Below are 22735 nucleotides of genomic sequence, written 5' to 3' on the forward strand. Positions count from 1 at the left end.
AGGCAGGCTCGTCGGCTCCTTGCCGCCGCAGGCCTGCACGGCCACAAGTACGCGATCGACGCCGTGCTGGCCGTCATCGCCCGACAGCAGCAGGGTCAGGTCACCGTGTTCACCTCCGACGTGGACGACGTGGAGAAGCTGGTCCCTCGCTCCATCGTGGTCAGGAAGGTGTGACCCGCGGCGCCGGTCACAGTTCCGGTCTCCTCCATACCGCCGGGGCCCGATCAGCGCGCAGGAGAGCAGACACTCCGTTGACACGGCTCCCCGGTGGCCGGCGGCTGCCGGGCGCACCGGGGGTCGGCGCGTCCGCTACGGGCGGGCGTAGGGGCGGGTGAGGATTTCCATGTTGTGGCCGTCCGGGTCGTCGAAGTAGGCGCCGCGGCCTCCGAAGAGGCTGTTGGTCCTGCCCGGTTCGGTGTGGTAGGGGTCGGCGTAGTAGGTGACCCCCATGGCTTCCAGACGGCCGATCATGTCGTCGAAGCCGGCGTCCGGCACGAGAAACGCGTAGTGCTGGGACTGGATCGGCTCATCGGTCATCTCGTAGTAGTCGAGCGTCACGTCGTTACCGAGGTCGACGGGCAGGAACGGTCCGAGCGGAGGACCGACCTCCAGCCCGAGCACCTGGGCGAGGAACTCGGCCGACAACCGACGGTCCCTGGCGTGGACGATGGTGTGGTTCAGTTCCACGGACGTGGCCTGCCGCCCGGCCTCGTGCGTGTACTGCTTCTCTTCTGGCATGGGGAATCTCTCCAAGTCGTGAGTTCCGTCGGCGGGGAGCGCCCGTGGTGGAGGCTCCGGGGGATGACACGGAGAGGAGGCGGGGCGCGTGCCCGCCTCGCGGTCATGCGGGGGCCGGGCGCCTCTCTTGTCGATGGCCCATGGCCGACCCGGCAGTCACCCCGCCAGCTTAGGCACGCACCGTGAGGGCCGCAACACCCTCCGGAAGGGAAGTCGGGGCGCGAGACCGGTTCGCCCGCCGACTCACGCGGGCTACTTACCGCAGGCGCGGGGATACCGTATGTATTCGGCCAGGTTCCGTCGCTTTCGCGCTGCGCCCAGTGCAGCACGGTGACCACACAAGCGATTACCCGTAACGATTCCCCCGGACAACGCCCGAGGAGGAGTCACCGCGTGAGCACCGGCACCGGCAGGAGCCCAGGCCGAGCTGTCCGGGCACCGCACCGGAGAACCACCGGCCCCCTGTGACGCCTCGGGCGGAACCGGCATGCCAGGCGCGGCCGGCACGTCCGACGAACCATCTTCTGCACCTCATCCGGAGTCACCCCCATGCCCCACACCTCGCCCCGCGCGTTACTTCCGTCCGCCTGTGCCCTCTCCCTCCCTTACCACCACAGCCGGGTCGTCCGGTGAGCGCGGCGGGCGGAACGTTCCGGCAGCCGGAGGGGCAGCACCCGCTGCCGCTGCACGGACCACGCTTCGACGCCGACCCCCAGGCCACCTACGAGAAGCTCCGCGCCACCGGCCCCATAGCCCCGGTAGAACTGGCCCCCGGTGTGTACGCGCAGCTCACCACCACCTACGAGGCGGCCCAGCACCTGCTGACGAACACTCCTCGCCTGTTCGTACGGGACCCCAAGCGATGGGACGCCCTGCGCGAGGGCAGCATCCCGCCCGACAGCCCCGTCCTGATGATGATCCAGGACCGGCCCAACGCGCTGTGGACCGACGGCGCGGTGCACGAGCGGTACCGGTCGGCGATCGCCGACAGCCTGCAGAAGGTGGACACCCTCGCCTTGACCCGGACCGTCACCCAGATCGCGGACGGCCTGATCGACGCCTTCGCCGACCGCGGCACCTGCGACCTGGTCGCCGACTTCACCGCCCTGCTCCCCATGCAGACCATGTTCGGGCTCTGCGGGTGCCCGGCCGACATCGGCGGCCGGATCGTGGGCGCGCTCATCAAGCTGTTCGACACGGCCCAGGACGCGTACGCCGCCAACGCCGAACTGGAGCGCGCATGCCTGGAGCTGGTGCTCCGCAAGCGTGCCGACCCGGGAAACGACGTCATCTCCCGGATGATCCGGCACCGGGCCGAGCTCTCCAACGAGGAGATGGTCCAGCAGATCATCCTGGTCATCGGCGCGGGCACCGAGCCGCTCACCAACCTGATCGGCAACGCACTGAAGCTCCTGATCGCCGACGACCGGTACGCCGGAACCGTCGCCGGAGGTGTCCGCACCATCTCCGAGGCGCTGCACGCGGTGCTCTGGGACGACCCGCCGATGGCCAACTACAGCCCGCTCTACGCGCTGCGGCCCATGCAGTACCGCGGCGTCCAGCTGGAGCCGGGCATCCCGATCCTGGTCAGTTTCGCCGCGGCCAACACCGACCCCGTCTTCCGGACGCCGGCACCGGAGCAGCGGGCCGGCAACCACGCCCACCTGGCGTTCTCGGCCGGTGCCCACGCCTGTCCGGCCAAGAGCCTGGCCGTGCACATCGCCCAGACCGCAATCGAGCGGGTCCTGGACCGGCTTCCCGAACTCACCCTGGACTGCCGCCCCGAAGAGCTCACCCGCCGCCCCGGAACCTTCCACTCCGGCTGGACGTCCCTCCCGGTCACGTTTCCGCCCGTCACCGTCCCCCACAGTGAGGAAGCAGCATGGACACCACAACCCGACCCGCAGCCTGCCCCTTCCGGCTCGACCCCACCGGCAGCGATATCCACGCCGAAACCGCCCACCTCCGCTCCCAGGGGACGGCCACACTGGTTGAACTCCCTGGCGAGGTGGTGGCGTGGGCAGTAACCGACACCGATCTCATCAAACAGCTGCTGACCGACCCGCGGATCAGCAAGGACGCCCACCAGCACTGGCCCGCGCTGCGTGACGGCACGCTGTCCGAGGAATGGCCGCTGCGCCCGTGGGTGGAGGTCCGCAACGCGCTGACCGCCTACGGGGCCGAGCACCGTCGGCTGCGCGGGCTGATTGCCGGCGCTTTCTCCGCCCGCCGGGTGCGGGCGATGAAGCCCCGCATCGAGGCGATCAGCCGCAGCCTGCTGGACGGGCTGCCCACCACCGCGAAGCCGGGCGAACCGGTGGACGTGCGGGCGCACTTCGCCTACCTGCTGCCGCTGCTTGTCATCAGTGACCTGTTCGGTCTGCCGGAGGACACGCACGACGGGTTCCGCCGGGCCGTGGCGGGCATGTTCGCCACCAACATGCCGCCCGAGCAGGCGATGGCGAACACCATGGAGGTCTACCGGCTGCTGGCCGAACTCGTCGAGCACAAGCGCGCCAAGCCCGGTGACGACCTCACCACCGACCTGATCGCGGCCCGGGACGACGCCGACAATCCGCTGCCGGAGCAGGAGCTCATCGACACCCTGCTGCTGTTCATCGGCGCCGGCCACGAGACGACGGTGAACCTGCTCGACCACGCGATCGTCAACCTGTGCAGCAACCCCGACCAGTTGCAGGACATCCGGTCCGGCCGCGCGGAGTGGCGGGACGCCATCGAGGAGACCCTGCGGCACCAGCCGCCCGTCGCGAACATCGTCATGCGGTACCCGGTGGAACCGGTCGAGGCGGGCGGGGTCACCTTCCGGCCCGGCGAGGCCATCGTCATCAACTTCGCGGCGCCAGGGCGCGATCCCGTCCGGCACAAGGAGGCCGAACGGTTCGACATCCACCGCGAGGACAAGCACCACCTGTCCTTCGGTCACGGAACCCACTTCTGCATGGGTGCCGAACTCGCCCGCCTGGAGGCGGGCATCGCGCTGCCCGCCCTGTTCGACCGCTACCCGCACATGCGCCTTGCCGAGAGCCCCGACCGGCTCGTACCGGTGGAGAGCTTCATCACCAACGGCCACCAGGCCCTGCCGGTCCATCTGTGACAACAGCCGGCAGTCCGTGCGATTGACGCGGCACGCCGACGCCGCCCCGTGAGGCATCAAGGGGCGGCGTCAGCCTCCGGGCTGGGACTGGAGCGGGACCAGTCCGGGCTCGCTCCCGGGCGGGGTGCCGCACTGCCTCGCGCCCTCCTCTCCGCTGCCCCGCCCGAGGGTGCGCCGACAGATGGTGCCCAGCGTCCGGTAGAAGCGGTCGGGCAGAAAGACGGCGTCGGCGACGATCATCGCGGCGGAGAAGAGCGGCAGCGCCATCAGCACCGCGATGCTCAGGTGCATGCCCAGCATCAGCACCAGCACCGGGTACTTGAGTCTGCCGAGGAGGACGAACGGGAAGGCGACCTGCAGCAGCACCGTCAGGTAGCACACGACGGCGACGAGCATCTGCCGGCTGTCCACCAGCTCTGACAACGCGGGCCACGGCCGGAACAGCTGCAGGTTGAGAACATAGTGGAGAGCGGTGCCGTTCCCCCACATCCCGCCCTGCACCTTGTACAGCCCCGCGGCTCCGTAGAGGAAGCAGACCTGGACGGCGATGACGAGCAGTGCGCAGTTGTGCAGCACCGTGATCACCAGGCGTCGGGCATCGGCGAGGTGCTCCCGCGGTTCACCCGCGGACAAGAGCCTCGCCACTCGCACCCGGCCGATCCGGCCGGCCTGCTCCCCGGCGTCCTTCTGCCGCCGCACGGCTCTGCGCGCGTCCAGGGACCAGCGGCGCCCGCACGCGGTGAAGACCAGGTAGACGGCCATGAGGAGGATGAGGTTGTCCCCTCCGTCCGTCATGTAGATGGCCCTGGAGTGGAACGAGGCCACCACGACCGCGAACAGCACCGACACTGCCCGGGTCCGCCACCCCAGCAGGAACAGCGCGGAGGTCACGACGGCAGACAGGTAACAGAGTTCGAAGAAGACGCGGCTGTCGGACAGGGTGAGGAACGTCATCCAGCCGGTCTGGTCGGACAGTTGCCGTGCAAGATCGGGTGTCCATGGGGCCCCCGGGCCCCAGATCTGGTCCCGGTGCGGGAATTCGCGCAGCAGGAAGACGAGATAGAGCAATCCGTACCCGATGCGCAGCACCGCCGCCGCGTAGAGGGAGAGGGGTCGCTCGGTCAGCAGAGCGAAGGCAGCGTCGAGCCGGTCCTGAGCACGCCGCGCCACTGGGGCGGGGGGCGCTTCCCCGGAGGAACGTCGCGGTGCCGGAACGGGCTCGCCCTGTGTCCGCTTCTCAGTTGCCATGAGGTGCCACCTCCCACCACGGCAGGTGCCGTGTCTCCACAGCGTCCGGCGCGGTCGTCGCCGGCCGTCCCCGCGCGGCGGGCGGAGCGATGGGAAGCGTCCGTACACGTAGCTGGACGGCTTCGAAGTCACCGGGCCGCTGGACCGCGAGCCGCTGGACCGCGATGTTGCGGAGGTACTCCTGGATCATTTCCGCCCGCTCGGAGTGCGCTTGGTCGTCGGAACCATGTGTCTCCTGGTAGGAGGTCCAGGCCCGGCGGAGCATGTTCTGCGTCGTGTGGCTGGGGAAGACGTTGTGCTCCACGGCGGAGGTGTCCACAGCGGTCAGGTCGAACCACGCACTGACCTGCGTGGCGCCGTCCGCGGCAGTACTCCTGGTCCGTACGGAGATCTGGTGGTTGACCGACTCAGGATTGGGGGCGAAGAGCCGCCAGTTCTGTTCGAAGAGCGGCAGGACCCATGCGTTGACCTGCTGGCTGTACCTCTGGGAGAGGACGTTCGGCGGTGCCACATGCAGGAAGACCAGCAGCAGATGGATGAGCGCAGTGGCCAGGCACAGGACGATGGCCGCCCCCGTGCCGAACCGCAGCGGCACGGGGGGCCCGCCGGAAGGCCGGCGCCGTGGCGAGGGACTGTCCTGTCCCGGAGGGCCGGTTGCCCGTCCTGCCTTCTCCCGCTCTCGCGGCTGTGCTGACTCAGTACTGCCCGGCATGGATGCAACCAGCCTTTCGACCAACGGCGTTCCCCCACCTGCTTCTCCTGTTCGGGGCGGGGCAGACGCGCGGCGCACCGGTGAGGGTTCGCCGCGCGCCGGCCGCGCTGCTTCCGTGGAATCCGGTCAGCCGGTCATCCCACTGCGAGGACGAGGCACCCGCCACGGCTCACTTAGAGCCGCACTTCGCGTGATCACAGTCCTTGCCGTGCTTCCCGTCATGCTTGCCGTGCCCGTCATGCTTGCCGTGCCCGTCGTCCTTGCCATGCCCGTCATGCTTGCCATGCCCGTCGTCCTTGCCGTGCCCGTCATGCTTGCCACCGTGCTGTTTGCAGGACTTGTGGTGCTTGCCGTGGTCGCACTGCTTGTAGTGGCCATGATCTTTGCAGGGCTGCTTCTTGTGCTTTCCGTCCTTGCACGGCTTCTTGTCGCGGTCATGGGCGTCCCCGGTTCCTCCCATGAAGCCGCCCATATAACCGCCCGTAGTGATTCCCCCCATGAATCCGGTCATGAATCCGGGCAGGACGCCTCCAGTGGTGGGGCCGGTGATACCGCCCAGGGTCCCACCGGTAGTGACGCCGCCGTTCGTCACACCGCCGTTCGTCACGCCGCCGTTCGTCACACCGCCGTTCGTCACGCCACCGTTCGTCACACCGCCGTTCGTCACGCCACCGTTCGTCACACCGCCGTTCGTCACGCCGCCGTTCGTCACGCCACCATTGGTGGTCCCGTTACAGACCGGACGGGTGATGACGTTGGTGTCCAGCGTCACCGAGCCGTTCCGGGCGAGGGCCCGGCCGTCGATGGTGGCTCCCGTCGTGACGGTGATCGAGGTCAGCGCCATGATGGTGCCGACGAAGTCGCTGGCGGTCCCAAGGGTGGCCGAACTGCCGATCTGCCAGAAGACATTGCAGGATTGAGCGCCGTTGATGAGCTCCACCTGGCTGCCGCTTGCCGTCGTCAGCGTCGAGCCCACCTGGAACACCCAGACCGCGTCGGGGTCACCCTGCGCGTCCAGGGTCAGGGTGCCCGTGAGCCCGAGCGAGCCCGAAGCCGTGTAGACACCGGGAACCAGCGTCAGGCCACCGGCATCGGGAGGCAGCGCGGCATCCGTCGCCTGCCCGGCGGCGTCGTTGTACGCCGTGACCAGGTCGCTCTTGGCCTGCTCGGCCACCGCGTCCGCCGCATGAATGGTTCCGTTGACGATGCCGGGCGGGAAGCCGATGACGGATGACCCCGGGTGGACACCGACATCTCCGGTGATCACCGACGGCCCGGTGTTGGTGACCGATTCGCCGGCCAGTACCGCGAAGCTTTCGGCGGTTCCCAGCGGAACCGGAGTGGCGACGGCGTTCGCCGATGTCGGTGTCAACACGACGACAACGGCGATCAGCAGGCTGAGAGCCGCCGCAATCCACGCCGGGGTTCTGGGACGTTGAGAAATTTCTCGCGTTTCGCATGCCATGGGGAAGTCAACTCCTGAACGGTGGGGCACCTTCGGCAATTCCGCCCGAACAGAATCGCCGCTTCCGGAGTTGGCATATTAGATGGACAGGCCTCTCCGGACGGTGAGCCACTCAGCCGTTTTCCCCGGAATCGCCCCTTCGGCTTCATGGATACTATTTTCTACATATCCACCTCGGCCTTGGGTGGCTCCGGCCTGGACACGGCCGCCGCCGAAAAGGCATCCGGACGCGCCTCGGTACCGCAAGAGTGTGGTACCGGGCGGTTCACCGCGAGGCACCGCGGAAAAACCTCCGGTTCCGGCGTTCCCTGGGAGGGCCGTCCATGGAAGGCCGGCGACACCGGGCAGGGAGCACAGCCGTGAAATACCTGATGATGGTGCAAGCCGCACAGGCGGACTACGACGCGATGGGAGGCCGGGCGTCCGGGCACAGCCCGGCCTGGAACGAGAAGGAACTGCGGGCGATGTTCGCCTTCATGGAGGAGTTGAACGACGAACTCACCGACTCGGGGGAGCTCGTGGACACCCGGGCGCTGGTCGAGCCCGCGCGGACCCGTCTGGTGGACCTGGGCCCGGACGGCCGTGCACGGATCGCGGAGGACCCGTACGGACCGACGGAGGTCGTCATGGCCGGGTACTGGGTGCTGGACTGCGAGAGCCCGGAGCGGGTCACCGAGATCGCCGAGCGCGTCCTGCGGTGTCCCGTCCCCGAGGGGTCGCCGGAGTACCCGGTGGTGATCCGGCCCATCGACACGGGCAGGCCCGACGAGTGAACCCGGCCGGGGCCGGTGCGGACGGCCTGCCTCCGCCCGGACCACGGCTCTCCGGCCCGGCGTCCGGCCGGAGAACCGCCGGGCACCCGTCCGCCCGGGGCGGCCGAGGCCGGCCGCCCCGGGGCCGGCCTGTCAGGCGCAGGTGCCGGCGGCCGGGGTGCCGGCGAAGCGGCCGGCGAGCCAGTCGGCGGCCGGACGGTGGGCGGCCGGGACGGCCATCAGGTGGTCGGCGCCGGGCAGCCCGAGCCAGTGCACGTCGGCTCCCAGGCGGCACCAGTCGTCGCGCAGCCCTTCGCCGAGCGCCGGCACCACGAGGTCGTCGGCCAGGCCGTGGTAGAGGAAGACCGGACTGCCCGGGGCGATGCCGCCCACCGCCGACTCGCCGAGCCGCCGCTGCCAGGCGCTCGACTTCCCCGGGTCGCGGACGACCAGTTCGGAGAAGTCGTAGCGGGAGCCCGCCTCGATGTTCTCCGCCAGGCATCCCCGGGACAGCCGGGCGGCCAGGGCCCGGCCGTCCCGGTTCAGGTAGGACGCGAGATTCAGTTCCGGGTACGCGGCGCCGTGGCCGATCAGCGTCATCATGTGGAAGGTGGCGCCGAGCCCGCCGGGGCTGTGCCCGGTGGCCAGCCGGGCCGGGACGCCTCCGGCCGCGGTGCCGCGCACGTCGAGGTCCGGCGCGTACGCGGCGTGCAGTTGGGCGGCCCAGCCGACGGCCTGGCCGCCCTGGCTGTAGCCCATCAGGCCGACCGGCGAGCCGGCGGTGACGCCGCGCTCCGCCGCGCCGGGGAGCCGCTGGGCGGCCCGGGCGATGTCCAGCACCGCGTGCCCGGCGGACCGGCCGACGGTGTAGGTGTGCGTACCGGGCGTGCCCAGCCCCTCGTAGTCGGTGACCGCCACCGCCCAGCCGCGCTCCAGCAGCATGGCGATCAGCGCGCCCTCGGCGGTCTGCCCCGTCGGGAAGGTGGCGGACGGGGCGCACTGGTCGCCCATGCCCACGGTGCCGACGGCGTAGCTCACCAGCGGGCGCGGGCTGCCTGCCGGGCCGGCGCCGTCGTCCGGGATCAGTACCGTGCCGGAGACGACGGTGGGCCGTCCGGTGGCCGTCGTCGAGCGGTAGTGGACCTTCCAGGCCGTGACGTCCGCCGCCTGCCCCGGGGCCGGGAGGAAGGTGGTGGCCCGCGCCTTGACGACGTCTCCCGCCGTGCCGCCCCTGTGCGGCTGCCGGGCGGCGTCGGCCCGGGCTTCCCCGGTGTCACCGGCGGCCACGGCGGTGCCGCCGAATCCCGTGGCCAGCAGCGCCAGCGAGGCGACGAGGACACCGGCGCGCCGGTGCCGGAGGCGGACTCGGTTCGTGCGCATAAGAGAACACCGGACCTCTCGTGACGGGGACGGCCCTGCCGGGCGCCGCCACTCTAGGGAGAAGTGGCGGGCATCCGTATCGGCGAAATCCCCGGCCGCGTCGGCCGGGCACCGGGGTGAACAGGCGGGACGTCCCGGGACGGCGGGCGGGCCCGGCTTGTACGTTGGGGGTTTCCGGGCCTGCCCGGCGGGCCCCGGCAGGCCGTCCCCTCTGTGTGATCGGAGCCTTCCGCATGCGCGTCGATGTCCACGGTGTCCGTCTCGAAGTCCAGGTCAGCGGCTCGGGGGCCGACGTCCTGCTGGTCCACGGCTACCCGGACACGCATGCCTGCTGGCGGTACCAGGTGGCGGCGCTGAACGCCGCCGGGTACCGGACCATCGCCCCGGACCTGCGCGGCTTCGGCGCCTCGGACAAGCCGTCCGGGACCGGGGAGTACGAGCTGTCCCGGCACGCGGCCGATCTGCTCGGCGTCCTGGACCACATGGGCGTCGAGCGCGTCCATCTGGTGGGCCACGACTGGGGATCGGTGCTGGTGCAGCTCGTCGCGGCCACCGCTCCGCACCGGGTGGCCAGTGTGACCTGCATGTCGGTCGGGCGACCGGGATCCGCGATGGCCGCGGGCCTGGAGCAGTGGCAGAAGTCCTGGTACATGCTGCTCTTCCAGTTCGAGGGGGTGGCCGAACGGTGGCTGGCGCAGGACGACTTCCGTCACGCCCGGCAGCTCCTGGCCGGTCACCCGGACCGCGAGGAGGTCATCGAGCGGCTGCGCGACCCCGAGGAGCTGTCCTCCACTCTGGCGATCTACCGCACCGGTGCCCGCCCCGAGCAGCTGACCGCCCCGCAGGCCGCGGACGGTCCGTCCCTGCCGTCACCGGTCATGGGTATCTGGAGCAGCGGTGACCCGTTCCTGACCGAGCACTCCATGACCGCCCTGGGCCGGCACGTCAACGGACAGTGGCGGTACGAGCGGCTGGAGGGGCCCGGCCACTGGATGCAGCTGGAGGCGCCGGACCGCGTCAACGAACTGCTGCTCGACTTCCTCGCCGGCGCCGGCGGTCCGTCCGCGCCCGCCCGATGATGCCCCGGGGCTACGGGCCGTCCCCGCCCCGGGGCATCCGCTCCGGCCGGCCGGCGGTCAGGGGCGGAAGCCGGCGGCCGGGGCGTCCCCCGCGCACCCGGCCGGCGAGCCGTACCGCACCGGACCGTGGCGTGGTCTCGTGGTGATCACGCCCTGCCGGGCTTGTCGCCACCCTACGCAGCGACGGCTGCGGCCGTATCGGCGAAATCCCCGGCCCCGCGGTCTGCCGGCCCTTCCGGCGTGGGTGGAGAGAGCGGCCGTCCCAGCGGGAGCTGCGGAAGAGGCCGGGAGCCGACGTGCGTTCTCGGGACCCCTGAGCAGGCAGGCGGCTTCCTTGAGGGACTCGTAGTCGTCCAGAGCGACCACGACGACCGGATCGTGGCCGGCAGGGGTGATGACCACTTCCTCACGATCTCCGGCAACCGCTTTGAGTGTCTCCGCGTTTCTCCCCGCTCGGCTCAGGAGCGCGGGGCGCCCCCGTGCCGCCGGGCGTGGACAGGGGGTGCGGCGTCGCGGTCGAGGAAAACGAGCCGGGCCCGCTTCTCCGGGAGATCGACCAGCGGGCCGGGGACGAAGCCCAGGCCGGTCAGGCGGGAGATCGCCCTGGCGTTGCGGGCGTCGGGCTCGGCCACGACCCGCCGCCGTGCGGGGTCCCGCAGGACGAATTCGAGGAAGACGGCCAGCAGGGTGTCCGTGAAGCCGTGCTCCGGGGGGCCGTCGGCGGGGCCCACGAACAGGTGGATGCCGATGTCGCCGGCCCGCACCTCGTACGCCTCCCCGACCGGATCGGCCGCCGGATCGTAGCTCTGGAAGAGCGCGACCGGCCGGCCGTCCCGGAGGATCAGGCAGGCGTGGTGGGTGGTCAGGGAGTCGAGGAACTCGTAGATCTCCAGGACCTGTTCCCGGGTGAGCTCGCGCATTCCCCAGAAGCGGGCCCGCTCCTGGCCCACCCAGTGGTGGATCAGGGCGATGTCGCGCGCCGGGTCCACGGGGACGACCGCGACCTCGCCGAACCCCTCGACACGCCGCTTGTGCAGCGGTTCCCGGTTCGTGGCGTCCGCCGTGCTCATGGTGTCCCCTCGGCCGTGCGGGCGGTCCGGGTCCTCACGGTGGTGCCGCTCCCCGGTCAGACGCTCCCAGTCGGTGACGACGGGGACGAGTTCACCCCGTGTCCACAGCGGCAGTTGGTCGCGGCCGTGGGGGTCCCCGGGTACACCGGAGGCACCGAGCGGCACCACCCAGCGGCTGTCGTCCCGGTGGGCGAGGTCCCAGACGCAGCGGGCGGCCGGTCCGCGCGGGCTCAGGTCGGTGACGCCGGGGACGCTCATGGTGGACAGCACGCAGTCGTGGTCGCCGGAGAGCCCCGGCCACGCCTCGGGCGTCCCGGACGGCAGCGCCTGCCAGGGCGCGAGCCGGTGGGTCTCTCCCCAGGCGGGCGGCGGGGTCTCCCGGGCGGCCACCTCCTCGGCGGCCGCCCTGACGGCCGCCGCCCGGTCGAGGCCCGGCAGCAGGCGGGGGACGGCGCCGGAGGTCAGCAGGCGGTCCAGCGCGAACGCGATGCGCGGCGCCGGGGCCAGCCACGGCCGGAACACCTCCGGGCACTCGGTATCGGCTTCGGGACCCCCGAGGCGGAGACGGCCGGGGTCGGCCAGGCAGGCCAGGGCCGGCTCGGCGGCCAGCCGCCGCACGACGGCCGACCGCAGCGCGGCGTACGCGCCGGCGTCGGTGCTGCCGGCCTCCATCCGCCGGTCCCAGCGCAGCAACCGGTCCCGCAGCGTTCCGGCGGCGGGGCTGAGGCCACCGGCCCGGGCCAGGGCGTCCAGCAGGTGCCGGGCCGATGCCAGATGGCTGTCCATGTGGATCTCCGCCATGCCCTTGGCGGTCCAGGTGCGCGAAGTCTCCAGCAGCTCCCGTATCCGCTCCGCCCGGTACGGGGGCGCGAACTCCACGCCCAGCGGCGCGGCCAGTCCGCGCTGGTTCGCCATGACCGCGAGGCCGTCCGGGGCGGCGGCACCGGCCGGGGCGCGGGGCATCGGCGCGTCCGTGCCCTGCCAGTGGTACTCCGGTTCCCAGGCGGCGACCACCCGCGAGCGGGCCTTCGGGGGGCGCGCCGGCACCCGGCCGGCCACCCGGTGCAGCAGGCCCCCCGCGGTGTCGGCCGCCATGACCACGTTGACGGGCTCGGCCCACCGGTCGAGAGCCCGGTCCACGTCGCCGACGCAGGTCGCCCTCAGCAGCGCGGGAAGCGCGGAGAAGCCCAGGTCGCCGGTCACCCGCGGCGGGCAGCGCAGGCTGACCGCCACCGCGTCGTCCGGCCCGCCGATGACCACGGGGCCGCGCCCGGTCTCGGTGATCTCCACCGTGACCGGCTCCGCGCCCGCCACCTCGACGGTCTCCGTCCGGGCGGTGGCCGGTTCCCAGCCGTGCGGGCCCAGCGCCTCCACCGCCGGGCCGCGGCGCCGCAGGTGTTCGCGGCAGAGGTCCTGATAGTCGGCCATGGCGTTGGTGATCGCCCAGGCCACCGGGCCGGCGTGCCCGAAGTGGGCGATGCCGGGGACTCCGGGCACTGCCAGCCCCACCACGTCGAACTCCGGGCAGGCCAGGTGGATCTGCTGGTAGACGCCGGGCGCCTCGATGAACCTGTGCGGGTCCCCGGCCAGGATCGGCGCCCCGCTCGCGGTGCGGTCCGCGGTGATCAGCCAGCCGTTGCTGCCGGAGGTGTGCGGCCCGTCCGCGGCGAACAGTCCGACGGCCTCGGGCCCGAGCAGGTGGGTGACCTTCTCTCGCCACAGCTTGGCGGGGAACCCGGCGAAGAGGATGTGGGCGGACAGCCACACCGCCAGCGGGGTCCACGGCCGCCACCGCCCCGGGGCGAGGCCGGCGACGGCGAACTCCGGTGCGCGGGAGGCCTCGTGGACCAGCCCCGTGTTCACGCCGTCGACGTAGGCGCAGACCCACGCCCGGGTGTCCGGGTCGAGCCCGGCGAAGCAGCGCCGGGCGGTGTCCGTCAGCAGGGACCGCCGGGCGAAGACGTCCCACGCCACGGCGTCCGGGCCGAGGAAGGCTGCCGTGGTGCCCTGCGCACGGTGGCGCTCCACCTCGATCTGCCAGGCCCGGTCCGTGGCGGCGTTGCGGCCCTGGGCGAAGGCGAGTTGCCGGATGCCGTCCGCGCGCAGATGCGGGATCCCCCAGTCGTCCCGGTACACCGCGTGCTCCACACCGACCACTCCCCTATTAGGTTAGCCTTGCCTAACCTAATCCCCGAGTGGCGCGGAAGGCAATCGCCGGCCCGCGCCCACCGGCGGCCCCGCGGGCGCCCGCGCGCCTCAACCGCCCCGCCGGGGGCGCAGTCCGCCGACGGGGCGGTGACAGCGGGCAGCCGTCCGGGCGTCCCTGTCGGACCACGCCGGCGCCGCGGCCACGATGCCGAGGTGACCGGGCAACGGGGTCAGGTGAAGGGGCGGGACATCTGGTCGAGGACGTCGTCGGTGACGGCGGCCAGCGAGCGGGTCTCGTCGTCGGCGGTCCACAGGTGGCCGGCCAGGCGCAGGGCGGTCATGAAGGCGGCGGCCATCACCCGGGGGCGGTCGCCGGCGGCGTCCTCCCCGGTGCCGCGTTCGGCGATGAACTGGGCCAGTTCGCTCTCCAGGCTGGCGAAGTTGGCGAGCTGCCGGGCCAGCACGGAGGGGTGACGCTTGGCGAGGCGGGCACGGATCGCCCACTCCCGCTCGGGCTCGCCGATCGCGCGGTTGAGGTCGTGCACGGCGGCGTGCATCGCCTGCCAGGGCGGCTCGCCGGCCGGGCGCTCCCGCACCAGCCGGGCCAGGGTCCGGATGTTGGTGAGGTCGCCGTGCAGGAGGGCGTCCTCCTTGCTGGCGAAGTAGTTGGAGAAGGTCCGCCGGGAGATGTTGGCGGCATCCGCGATCGCCTCGACGGTGACGTGGTCGAAGCCGTGCTCCACGGCCAGCCGCAGTGCGGCCTCGTGCACAGCCTGGCGCGTCTCGGCCTTCTTGCGTTCGCGCAGTCCCGTGTTCTCCATGATCGGGCCATGGTATCCCGCGCCCGGGAATTCTTGCCCATTGCGCAAAGTTGCCCATGCGGCAGGTATGCTGTACCGGTCCCGGGGCCGCTCACCGGCCTCAGCCGGCCCCATCCGAAACGGAGGTGCGTGTGAGCGCAGACACGGCAGTGCCGACGGGCGGCACCGCACCCATGGACCGCCGGCAGGTCGTCCGGGCGCTCAGCGGCCTGCTCATGGTGCTGTTCGTCGCCATGATCAGCACAACGATCGTGGCGGTCGCGCTCCCGCAGATCATCGGCTCGCTCAACGGAACCCAGGCCCAGTACACCTGGGTGGTCACGGCCCTGCTGCTGACCTCCACGGCCTCCACGCCGGTCTGGGGAAAGCTCGCGGACCTCTTCGACAAGAAGCTGCTGATCCAGATCGCACTGGTGATCTTCACAGTCAGCTCGCTGGCCTGCGGCTTCGCCCAGACCACCGAACAGCTGATCGCCTTCCGCGCCGCCCAGGGGCTGGGCATGGGGGCGCTGCAGGTGCTGGTCCAGGTGGTCATCGGGGTGATGACCACCCCGCGCGAGCGCGGCCGCTACCACGGATACATCGGCGTCATGATGGCCGTGGCGACCGTCAGCGGCCCGCTGCTGGGCGGCCTGCTCACCGACGTGTCATGGCTGGGGTGGCGGTGGTGCTTCTTCAGCGCGGTGCCGTTCACCGTGGTCGCCCTGGTGCTGCTGAGCCGGACGCTGCACCTGGTGTCCGAGCGGCGCGAGGACGCCCGGGTGGACTACGCGGGGGCCACCCTGATCGCCGCGGGCGTCAGCACCCTGCTGCTGTGGGTGACCTTCGTCGGGAACACCTTCCCCTGGCTGTCCTGGCAGACCGCGGCGATGACCGGTGGCGGCGTACTGACCCTGGTGGCGGCGGTGTGGGTGGAGTCCCGCGTCAGGGAGCCGGTCATCCCGCTGCACATCGTCACCCGGCGCAACTCGGCGCTGGCGATCCTGGCCAGCCTCGCGGTCGGCGTGGGCATGTTCGGCGGCGTCGTCTTCCTGGGGCAGTATTTCCAGGTGGGACGCGGCCACAGCCCCACCGAGGCCGGGCTGCTGACCACCCCGATGATGCTGGGCGTCATGGTCTTCTCCACCCTCGCCGGGCACCTGGCGTCCCGGACCGGCAAGGTCAAGGCACTCGTCGTGACGGGCTCGGTGATCCTCACCGGCGGCTTCCTGTGGCTGTCCACCATCGACCACGCGACCTCGCTCCTGGAGATCTCCGCCGCGATGGTGCTGACGGGCATGGGCATCGGGCTGTCCCTGCAGAACCTGGTGCTCGTCGTGCAGAACTCCGTGCCGCTGCGCGAACTGGGAGCCGCCAGCGGGGCCATCACGTTCTTCCGCTCCCTGGGCGGCACCATCGGTGTCTCGGTGCTGGGCGCGGTGCTGGCGGCACACGTCAACGCCGAGATAGCGCGGGGCTACGCGGCGGCGGGCGTGGCGCCCACCGGTGAGCAGAGCAGCAATCTGAACCTGGAGGCGCTCCCCGGAACGGCGCTGGCCGTGGTCCGCACCGCCTACGCGGATGTGACCGGGACCATCTTCCTGGTTGCCGCGGCCGTCGCCGTGGTCGGCGTCCTCGCGACACTCCTCCTGCGCCCCATCACCCTGCGGGACACCATCGACCTGCCCGCCGGGGAGAAGCCGGGGCGGCCGGCGGAACGGACCGCCGGCGCCGTCGCGCCCGGGGCGCGGTAGCCCCGGCGCCGGCCGGCCCGGCGGCCGTCTCCCCGGCTTCGGAAGACCCCCGGCTGCCGGAAGGTCCCCGGCGGTCAGAGGAAGGAGCTGATCTGGATGGTCTCGTCGCGGCCCGGGCCGACGCCGATCGCCGAGACGGGTGCCCCGGACATCTCCTCCAGCGCCTTCACGTAGTCGCGCGCGTTCTTCGGCAGGTCCTCGAAGGTCTTCGCGCCGGTGATGTCCTCGCTCCAGCCCGGCAGGTACTCGTAGACCGGCTTGGCGTGGTGGAAGTCGCTCTGGCTGGCAGGCATCTCCTCGACGCGCTTGCCGTCGATCTCGTAGGCGACACAGACCGGGACGCGCTCCCAGCCGGTGAGGACGTCGAGCTTGGTGAGGAAGAAGTCCGTCAGGCCGTTGACCCGGGTCGCGTAGCGGGCGATCACCGCGTCGAACCAGCCGCAGCGCCGGTCGCGCCCCGTGGTGACGCCGAACTCGCCGCCGATGCGGCGCAGCGCCTCGCCGTCCTCGTCGAGGAGTTCGGTCGGGAACGGCCCGGCGCCGACCCGGGTGGTGTACGCCTTGAGGATGCCGATGACCCGGTTGATCCTCGTCGGCCCCACGCCCGCACCCGTGCAGGCACCGCCCGCGGTGGGGTTGGAAGACGTCACGAACGGGTAAGTGCCGTGATCGACGTCGAGCAGCGTTCCCTGTCCGCCCTCGAAGAGCACCACCTTGCCGGCATCGATGGCATCGTTGAGCACCAGCGTGGTGTCGCAGACGAAGCCCTCCAGCTGCGGGGCGTAGTCCAGCAGTTCGTCGACCACCTGGTTCACCGTGATGGCACGCCTGTTGTACAGCTTGGCCAGCACCTGGTTCTTGTGGTCCAGGGCGGCCTCCACCTTCTGCCGCAGGATCGACTCGTCGAAGAGGTCCTGGACCCGGATGCCCATCCGGTTGATCTTGTCGGCGTAGGCGGGGCCGATGCCGCGCCCGGTGGTGCCGATCTTGCGCTTGCCCAGGAACCGCTCGGCGACCTTGTCGAGGGTCTGGTGGTAGGGCGTGATCAGATGGGCGTTGGCACTGATCAGCAGCTTGGAGGTGTCGATGCCCCGCTCGTTGAGTCCGCTCAGCTCGGAGAGCAGGACTTTGGGGTCGATGACGACGCCGTTGCCGATGACCGGGGTGCACCCGGGGGAGAGAATGCCGGAGGGCAGCAGGTGCAGCGCGTACTTCTGGTCGCCGACGACGACCGTGTGGCCGGCGTTGTTGCCGCCCTGGAAACGCACCACGTAGTCCACCGACCCGCCGAGCAGATCAGTGGCCTTGCCTTTGCCTTCATCACCCCACTGAGCACCGAGCAGCACAAGTGCGGGCACAGGCGTACACCCCTTCCGGGCGGGGCATCTGACAGTCAAGCTGCCCCGGATCGACGAAAACCCCTGGCGCAATCGCGACAGGGGCTCTTGCACAGAGAGCTTACGGGACAGGCAGCCGGGAGGCGAACAGGTGCTCATCCTCATCGACCCGAGGGCCCGGCGCACGGATGGTGAATCGGTCAGAATCGCCCGCGATGTGCTGTGTGCGGGCGTCCGTGACGCCAAGGTGTGCCTGCTGGACAGGCCGCAGGCGATGATGCACGCCCTGGCCCGGCGAGGCGGCCGGCGGGTGGTGATCATCGGGGACGACCGGGCCCTGCTGCGGGCGGTGGGCGTGCTGCTGAGCACCGGCGGGCTGACGCGGCACCCGCTGGCGGTGGTGCCGGTGGGGCCGGGGCCGGCGGTGGCGCTGGCCCGGGCCCTGGGTGTGCCGGCGGACGCGGTGGCCGCGTCCCGGGCGGCGCTGAGCGGCGCCGAGCGGACCGTGGACGTGCTGACCGACGACGCCGGCGGCGTGGTGCTGAGCATGCTGGGCATCCCCGCGCCGGAGCCGGAGGCCGGCCGGCGCCCGTGGTGGCGGTCCGCCCGCCGGGCGGACCCGGAAGAACGCGTACCGGCGCAGCGGCTGCGGATCGAGGCGGACGGCGAGGTCCTGGCGGATCTGGACGAGCCGGTGGCCGACGTGTCGGTGTCGGCCTCGGACGGGATGGCCCACATCGTGGTGCGGCGGCAGGCGGATGCGGCGGTGACCGTGACGGCGCGCTCGGTCACCGTGTCGGGGCCCGGGTTCAGCTACCGCGCGGACAGCGTGGACTGCGGTCCCGCGCAGTCACGGACCTGGCAGGTGCTGCCGGCCGCGCTGCGGCTGCGGGTGCCGGCGGGCTGAGCCGCCGACGGCGGCCCTCCCGGGGACCGCCCTACGCGCCGCGTTCCGGTGCGGTCTCGTCCGTTCCGCCGGCCGCGGGCTCCGCGACCGGCGGGTTCCGCCGCCGGAGGTCGTGCCAGCGTTCCAGGGAGGCGTGGAGCTCGGCCTGGAAGAAGGTCAGGAAGTCGACGGTCTCCGCAAGCCGCTGCCCGGCCGGGGTGGCGGGGCCGACCGCGTCGATCCCGGTACGCAGGGAACCGAGCCAGCGGTTGATCAACGCGTCGCGGTTGACCATCGCCTGGTACCAGGTGTCGTGGTGCAGCCGGTAGCGCTCACGGCGGGAGCCGGGCTGCCGCTCGCGGGTCACCAGGTGCACCTGGGAGAGGTAGCGCACGGCGCCGGAGACGGCGGCCGGACTGACCTGGAGCCGCTCGGAGAGTTCGGCCGAGCTGAGCGCGCCCTCGGGCGCGGTGAGCAGGCAGGCGAAGACCCGGGATCCCATCCGCTGCATCCCGGCGTCCACCAGGTCGGCGGCGAAGCGCTCGACGAACGTCGAGAGAGCCTCGTCACGCCCCTCGGCCGGCCGCGACGGGCGCTCGCCCGCGGCGCCGGGCCCGCGCTCCGGAGCGGGCCGCGGCCCGGGCCGGGCTTCCGTCGGCCGGTCCTTGCTCACCTGATCATCCTCCCATCAGCCGCTGCATGGTCTCATCCCGATCCCACCCGATCCATCTTCACAAATTTGTGAATTAACAGTATCTTGACACCATGACCCAGGCAACCAACGCCGCCATCGCAGTGTCCGGCCTCGTCAAGACCTTCGGCCGCACTCGCGCACTGGACGGACTCGACCTCCAGGTGGAGACCGGAGAGGTGCACGGCTTCCTCGGCCCCAACGGCGCCGGGAAGTCCACCACCCTCCGCGTACTGCTCGGACTCCTGCGCGCGGATTCGGGCACCTCGCGGGTGCTGGGCGGTGATCCCTGGCGGGACGCCGTCGAGCTGCACAGACGGCTGGCGTATGTCCCCGGTGATGTCGAGCTGTGGCCCAACCTCACCGGCGGCGAGGCCATCGACCTGCTGGCACGGCTGCGCGGCGGGATCAACCCGCGCCGCCGTGCCGAGCTCGTGGAGCGCTTCGACCTGGACCCCACCAAGAAGGGCCGCACCTACTCCAAGGGGAACCGGCAGAAGGTCGCCATCGTGGCCGCGCTCGCCTCCGACGCCGAGCTGCTGCTGCTGGACGAGCCCACGGCGGGCCTCGACCCGCTCATGGAGGTCGTCTTCCAGGACGTCATCTTCCAGGCCAAGGCGCAGGGCAAGACGGTCCTGCTGTCCAGCCACATCCTCGCCCAGGTCGAGAAGCTGTGCGACAAGGTCAGCATCATCCGGCTGGGCAAGATCGTGCAGTCCGGCACCCTGAGCGAGCTGCGGCACCTGACCCGCACCACCGTGGAGGCGGAGACCGAACGCCCGGCCACCGGCCTGGAGGAGCTGACCGGCGTGCACGACGTGCGCACCGGGGAGGACGGCCGCCTCCACTTCACCGTGGACGGCCGGCACCTGCACTCGGCGATCAGCACCCTCACCGAGGCCGGCATCCGCAGCCTCACCAGCCACCCGCCCACCCTGGAGGAGCTGATGCTCCGCCACTACGGCGACGAACTCGCGGCCAACGGCAACGGCAACGGCGGCCCCGGGGCCACCGCCGACGGCTCCACCGGGGCCCCGCGATGAGCGCCGTGACCGACGCCCGGTCCCCGGCGCCCGAACTGGCCGAGACCAGAGCCCCGCTGGCCGGCACCGGCATCCTGCTGCGGTTCGCCCTGCGCCAGGACCGCATCCGCATCCCGGTCTGGGCCGTGGCGCTGACACTCGGCACCGTGGCCACTGCGGCCAGCCTGGAAGGCCTGCTGCCCACCGAGGCCGACATGCGCGCCTCCGCGGAGGCCAACAGCTCCCCGGCCGGGCTCGCCCTGTCCGGCCCCATCCACTACGTGACCGACTACAACTACGGCTCGATGATGGGCCACCAGATGCTCGGCTTCACCGCCGTGCTGGTGGCGCTGATGAGCCTGCTGATGGTGGTGCGGCACACCCGCAACGAGGAGGAGACCGGCCGCGCGGAGCTGGTGCGCGCCGCAGTGGTGGGCCGCCACGCGTATCTGACGTCCGCGCTGCTGGTCACCGTCCTCGCCAACCTGCTGGTCGCCGCGCTGTTCGCACTGAGCCTCGGTCCGCTGCGGGCCGACGGCTACACCTGGGGCGGCGCGGTGCTCTACGGCGCCGCCCACGCCGCGGTGGGCATCTTCTTCGCCGCCGTGGCCGCGGTGACGGCGCAGATCAGCGCGCACGCGCGAGGGGCCTCCGGCATGGCCGGCGCGGTCCTCGGCATCGCCTACGTGCTGCGGGCCGTCGGCGACATCGACGCCGACGCACTGTCGTGGATGTCCCCGATCGGCTGGGCCCAGCGCACCTACGTCTACGTGGACGACCGCTGGTGGCCCCTGCTGATCGCACTCGCCGCCGCGGCCGCCGCGGCCGCCGCCGGGTACGCGCTCAGCGTCCGCCGGGACGTCGGCGCCGGGCTGCGTCCGCCGCGCCAGTCCCGGCCGGCCGCGTCCGGGCTGCTGGTGCGCCCCGAGGGTTTCGCGCTGCGGCTGCACCGCGGACTGCTCATCGGCTTCGGCACCGGCATGCTGGTGCTGGGCGCGGCCTACGGCGGTGTGCTCGCCGAGGTCGAGGACATGGTCGGCAGCATCGAGGCCATCCAGGAGGCCCTCGCCGAGCTGGGCGGCGCCTCCCTCGTGGACGCGTTCGCCGCCATGGTGATGCTGCCCATCTCGGTGATCGCCGCCGTGTACGCGGCGCTGGCCGCGCAGCGGCCACGGTCGGAGGAGACCTCGGGGCGGGCCGAGCCGCTGCTGTCGACCGCCCTGTCCCGCACCCGCTGGGTGAGCAGCCATCTGGTGGTCGTCCTGGGCGGCAGCGTCGGGATGCTGCTGGTTGCCGGGCTGGCCTTCGGGCTGGCCGGAGCCGCGTCCACCGGCGACAACGGGCTGATCCTCCGGCTGACGGGCGCCGCGCTGGTGTACGTCCCGGCGCTGTGGTTCACCGCGGGGCTCGCCGTGGCCCTGCTGGGGTGGCTGCCGCGGGCCGCCCCGGTGGTGTGGCTCGTCCCGGTGTACGGCTTCGTGGTCGGCTATCTGGGCCAGCTGCTGCGGTTCCCCGACTGGATGAACAACCTGTCACCGTTCGGCCATCTGCCGCAGGTGCCCGCCGAGAGCATGAACTGGCTCCCGGTGCTGATCCTCACCGCTCTGGCCGCGGCCCTGATCGCGTTCGGCCTGGCGGGGTTCCGGCGACGGGACCTGGAGACGAAGTGACACGGCGCCAACCGGACTGACCCGCCCCGGCGTTGACCGTCGGCGGGCGGCCCGCACCGGCCCCCCGTCCCTCTCCCGAGGGGCGGGGGCCCTGCCGTTTTCCGCCCTCCGTGCCGGTGTGGTCCGGCGGCCCTCAAGGCCGCCGCGCCCCGGCCCGTACGGAGCAAGGAAGCACCCGCTGGGACCCGCTGGAGGTGCGGGACCGGTGACTCACTGGTCGCATGTGGTTGACAGCCCGTCACGCCCCTCGCGTGCCGCACTCGACCAGGAGGTCATCCGTAACCATGAAGTCCCTGAAGTCCCTGAAGCCTCTCGGCGGCCGGCTGGCCGCCGGTGCCGCCGTCGCCGTTCTCGGCCTCGGTCTCGGCGCCCCCGTCTCGGTGGCCGCCGACGACAGCAAGCCGGCCAACCGCACCTCCCCGCTCACCGTCACCCCCGGTGCCGGCGGCGCGGGCACCCACGTCACCGTCAAGGCGAGCTGCCAGCCTGCCAGCCGGGCCCAGTCGCAGGCCTTCCAGCAGCCCATCGCCCTCAAGCAGGCGGCCCGCGGCCAGTGGGTCGGCACCGGCCGGATCAAGGAGCGCGGCCTGCAGGTCGGCAGAAGCTACCCGGTCACCGTCAAGTGCGCCGACGGCGTCTCGATCAGCAGCGCGTTCACCTTCACCGCCGCGCCGCCCACCGGGCACGCGGCGGCCGGATTCGGCGGCACCTCGGAGAGCAACTCCTCGATGACCGCCCTGGCCGTCGGGAGCGGCGTGGCAGCGGCCGGTGCGGCCGGGTACATGTTCTTCACCCGTCGCCGCAACGCCGGCAACCACGGCTGAGGAGTCCGGGCGTGCCTGAGAACCCGCGCCGACCAGCACGTCGG

General features: G+C 71.9%; 18 protein-coding genes and 1 pseudogene. 9 read left to right on the forward strand and 10 right to left on the reverse strand.

Annotation, left to right across the window (positions count from 1 at the left end):
- Nucleotides 1-309 precede the first annotated feature (309 nt).
- Nucleotides 310-738 carry a VOC family protein gene (locus ABD299_RS08535; protein WP_344260031.1) on the reverse strand — a complete coding sequence of 143 codons (429 nt, stop codon included), beginning with the start codon at nucleotides 736-738 and terminating at the stop codon, nucleotides 310-312.
- Nucleotides 739-1367: 629 nt separating this feature from the next.
- Here ABD299_RS08535 and ABD299_RS08540 point away from each other — a divergent pair.
- Both ABD299_RS08540 and ABD299_RS08545 read left to right on the forward strand, forming a co-directional pair.
- On the forward strand, nucleotides 1368-2765 hold the full coding sequence (locus ABD299_RS08540) for a cytochrome P450 (protein ID WP_344260033.1): 1398 nt from the start codon (nucleotides 1368-1370) through the stop codon (nucleotides 2763-2765).
- Nucleotides 2750-3853: a cytochrome P450 family protein gene (locus ABD299_RS08545; protein ID WP_344260035.1), complete on the forward strand. Its 1104-nt coding sequence runs from the start codon at nucleotides 2750-2752 to the stop codon at nucleotides 3851-3853. The genes ABD299_RS08540 and ABD299_RS08545 overlap by 16 nt, the downstream gene beginning before the upstream one ends.
- A gap of 69 nt (nucleotides 3854-3922) precedes the next feature.
- Here ABD299_RS08545 and ABD299_RS08550 read toward each other — a convergent pair whose 3' ends face one another.
- The 3 genes from ABD299_RS08550 to ABD299_RS08560 all read right to left on the reverse strand — a co-directional run bounded on the left by ABD299_RS08550 (nucleotide 3923) and on the right by ABD299_RS08560 (nucleotide 7278).
- On the reverse strand, nucleotides 3923-5101 hold the full coding sequence (locus tag ABD299_RS08550) for an HTTM domain-containing protein (protein ID WP_344260037.1): 1179 nt from the start codon (nucleotides 5099-5101) through the stop codon (nucleotides 3923-3925).
- Nucleotides 5091-5696 carry a DUF5819 family protein gene (locus ABD299_RS08555; protein ID WP_344260039.1) on the reverse strand — a complete coding sequence of 202 codons (606 nt, stop codon included), beginning with the start codon at nucleotides 5694-5696 and terminating at the stop codon, nucleotides 5091-5093. The genes ABD299_RS08550 and ABD299_RS08555 overlap by 11 nt, the downstream gene beginning before the upstream one ends.
- Nucleotides 5697-5982: 286 nt before the next feature.
- Nucleotides 5983-7278, reverse strand: coding sequence for an ice-binding family protein (locus ABD299_RS08560; RefSeq protein ID WP_344260041.1), 1296 nt, complete (start codon nucleotides 7276-7278; stop codon nucleotides 5983-5985).
- Nucleotides 7279-7637: 359 nt separating this feature from the next.
- On the opposite strand from ABD299_RS08560, the gene ABD299_RS08565 reads away from it, so the two are divergent.
- A complete protein-coding gene (locus ABD299_RS08565) occupies nucleotides 7638-8051 on the forward strand; it encodes a YciI family protein (RefSeq protein ID WP_344260043.1) in 414 nt (137 codons plus the stop codon).
- Nucleotides 8052-8183: 132 nt separating this feature from the next.
- Here ABD299_RS08565 and ABD299_RS08570 read toward each other — a convergent pair whose 3' ends face one another.
- A complete protein-coding gene (locus tag ABD299_RS08570) occupies nucleotides 8184-9410 on the reverse strand; it encodes a lipase family protein (RefSeq protein WP_344260045.1) in 1227 nt (408 codons plus the stop codon).
- 233 nt (nucleotides 9411-9643) lie between these two features.
- On the opposite strand from ABD299_RS08570, the gene ABD299_RS08575 reads away from it, so the two are divergent.
- Nucleotides 9644-10489, forward strand: a complete 846-nt coding sequence (locus tag ABD299_RS08575; protein WP_344260047.1) for an alpha/beta fold hydrolase — start codon at nucleotides 9644-9646, stop codon at nucleotides 10487-10489.
- A gap of 279 nt (nucleotides 10490-10768) precedes the next feature.
- Here the strand turns inward: ABD299_RS08575 and ABD299_RS25120 are convergent.
- The 3 genes and pseudogenes from ABD299_RS25120 to ABD299_RS08590 all read right to left on the reverse strand — a co-directional run.
- A pseudogene (locus ABD299_RS25120) lies at nucleotides 10769-10951 on the reverse strand (type II toxin-antitoxin system Phd/YefM family antitoxin); the annotation flags it as partial.
- Nucleotides 10948-13707 (reverse strand): GNAT family N-acetyltransferase, encoded by a 2760-nt coding sequence (locus ABD299_RS08585; protein ID WP_344260049.1) that lies wholly within the window; start codon nucleotides 13705-13707, stop codon nucleotides 10948-10950. The pseudogene ABD299_RS25120 and the gene ABD299_RS08585, both read right to left, overlap by 4 nt.
- A 230-nt stretch (nucleotides 13708-13937) precedes the next feature.
- Complete coding sequence (locus ABD299_RS08590; protein WP_344260051.1) at nucleotides 13938-14528, reverse strand: acyl-CoA-like ligand-binding transcription factor; 591 nt, start codon at nucleotides 14526-14528, stop codon at nucleotides 13938-13940.
- Between the two features lie 173 nt (nucleotides 14529-14701).
- On the opposite strand from ABD299_RS08590, the gene ABD299_RS08595 reads away from it, so the two are divergent.
- The gene (locus ABD299_RS08595) at nucleotides 14702-16261 is read left to right on the forward strand and encodes an MDR family MFS transporter (RefSeq protein ID WP_344260431.1); all 1560 of its coding nucleotides are present in this window, start codon (nucleotides 14702-14704) and stop codon (nucleotides 16259-16261) included.
- A gap of 74 nt (nucleotides 16262-16335) precedes the next feature.
- On the opposite strand, the gene ABD299_RS08600 is transcribed toward ABD299_RS08595, so the two are convergent.
- A complete protein-coding gene (locus ABD299_RS08600; protein ID WP_344260053.1) occupies nucleotides 16336-17619 on the reverse strand; it encodes an adenylosuccinate synthase in 1284 nt (427 codons plus the stop codon).
- A gap of 130 nt (nucleotides 17620-17749) precedes the next feature.
- Between ABD299_RS08600 and ABD299_RS08605 the strand changes: the two genes are divergently transcribed.
- Entirely contained in the window at nucleotides 17750-18505 is a 756-nt protein-coding gene (locus ABD299_RS08605) for a diacylglycerol kinase family protein (protein ID WP_344260055.1), read from the forward strand.
- A gap of 31 nt (nucleotides 18506-18536) precedes the next feature.
- On the opposite strand, the gene ABD299_RS08610 is transcribed toward ABD299_RS08605, so the two are convergent.
- Nucleotides 18537-19157: a GbsR/MarR family transcriptional regulator gene (locus ABD299_RS08610; protein ID WP_344260057.1), complete on the reverse strand. Its 621-nt coding sequence runs from the start codon at nucleotides 19155-19157 to the stop codon at nucleotides 18537-18539.
- Nucleotides 19158-19249: 92 nt separating this feature from the next.
- On the opposite strand from ABD299_RS08610, the gene ABD299_RS08615 reads away from it, so the two are divergent.
- The 3 genes from ABD299_RS08615 (at nucleotide 19250) to ABD299_RS08625 (ending at nucleotide 22691) form a co-directional block, all read left to right on the forward strand.
- Nucleotides 19250-20218: an ABC transporter ATP-binding protein gene (locus ABD299_RS08615; RefSeq protein WP_344260059.1), complete on the forward strand. Its 969-nt coding sequence runs from the start codon at nucleotides 19250-19252 to the stop codon at nucleotides 20216-20218.
- Nucleotides 20215-21867 carry an ABC transporter permease gene (locus ABD299_RS08620; protein ID WP_344260061.1) on the forward strand — a complete coding sequence of 551 codons (1653 nt, stop codon included), beginning with the start codon at nucleotides 20215-20217 and terminating at the stop codon, nucleotides 21865-21867. The genes ABD299_RS08615 and ABD299_RS08620 overlap by 4 nt, the downstream gene beginning before the upstream one ends.
- A 284-nt stretch (nucleotides 21868-22151) precedes the next feature.
- Nucleotides 22152-22691: a hypothetical protein gene (locus tag ABD299_RS08625; RefSeq protein ID WP_344260063.1), complete on the forward strand. Its 540-nt coding sequence runs from the start codon at nucleotides 22152-22154 to the stop codon at nucleotides 22689-22691.
- The last annotated feature ends 44 nt before the right edge of the window (nucleotides 22692-22735 follow it).

The sequence above is a fragment of the Streptomyces sodiiphilus genome (assembly GCF_039529215.1).
Lineage (GTDB): Bacteria > Actinomycetota > Actinomycetes > Streptomycetales > Streptomycetaceae > Streptomyces > Streptomyces sodiiphilus.

Bases quoted from the DNA above. Each gene is read 5' to 3' on its own strand.
- ABD299_RS08535 (WP_344260031.1), bottom strand. From the start codon at position 738: ATGCCAGAAGAGAAGCAGTACACGCACGAGGCCGGGCGGCAGGCCACG.
- ABD299_RS08550 (WP_344260037.1), bottom strand. From the start codon at position 5,101: ATGGCAACTGAGAAGCGGACACAGGGCGAGCCCGTTCCGGCACCGCGA.
- ABD299_RS08560 (WP_344260041.1), bottom strand. From the start codon at position 7,278: ATGGCATGCGAAACGCGAGAAATTTCTCAACGTCCCAGAACCCCGGCG.
- ABD299_RS08570 (WP_344260045.1), bottom strand. From the start codon at position 9,410: ATGCGCACGAACCGAGTCCGCCTCCGGCACCGGCGCGCCGGTGTCCTC.
- ABD299_RS08575 (WP_344260047.1), top strand. From the start codon at position 9,644: ATGCGCGTCGATGTCCACGGTGTCCGTCTCGAAGTCCAGGTCAGCGGC.
- ABD299_RS08590 (WP_344260051.1), bottom strand. From the start codon at position 14,528: ATGGAGAACACGGGACTGCGCGAACGCAAGAAGGCCGAGACGCGCCAG.
- ABD299_RS08595 (WP_344260431.1), top strand. From the start codon at position 14,702: ATGGACCGCCGGCAGGTCGTCCGGGCGCTCAGCGGCCTGCTCATGGTG.
- ABD299_RS08615 (WP_344260059.1), top strand. From the start codon at position 19,250: ATGACCCAGGCAACCAACGCCGCCATCGCAGTGTCCGGCCTCGTCAAG.
- ABD299_RS08620 (WP_344260061.1), top strand. From the start codon at position 20,215: ATGAGCGCCGTGACCGACGCCCGGTCCCCGGCGCCCGAACTGGCCGAG.
- ABD299_RS08625 (WP_344260063.1), top strand. From the start codon at position 22,152: ATGAAGTCCCTGAAGTCCCTGAAGCCTCTCGGCGGCCGGCTGGCCGCC.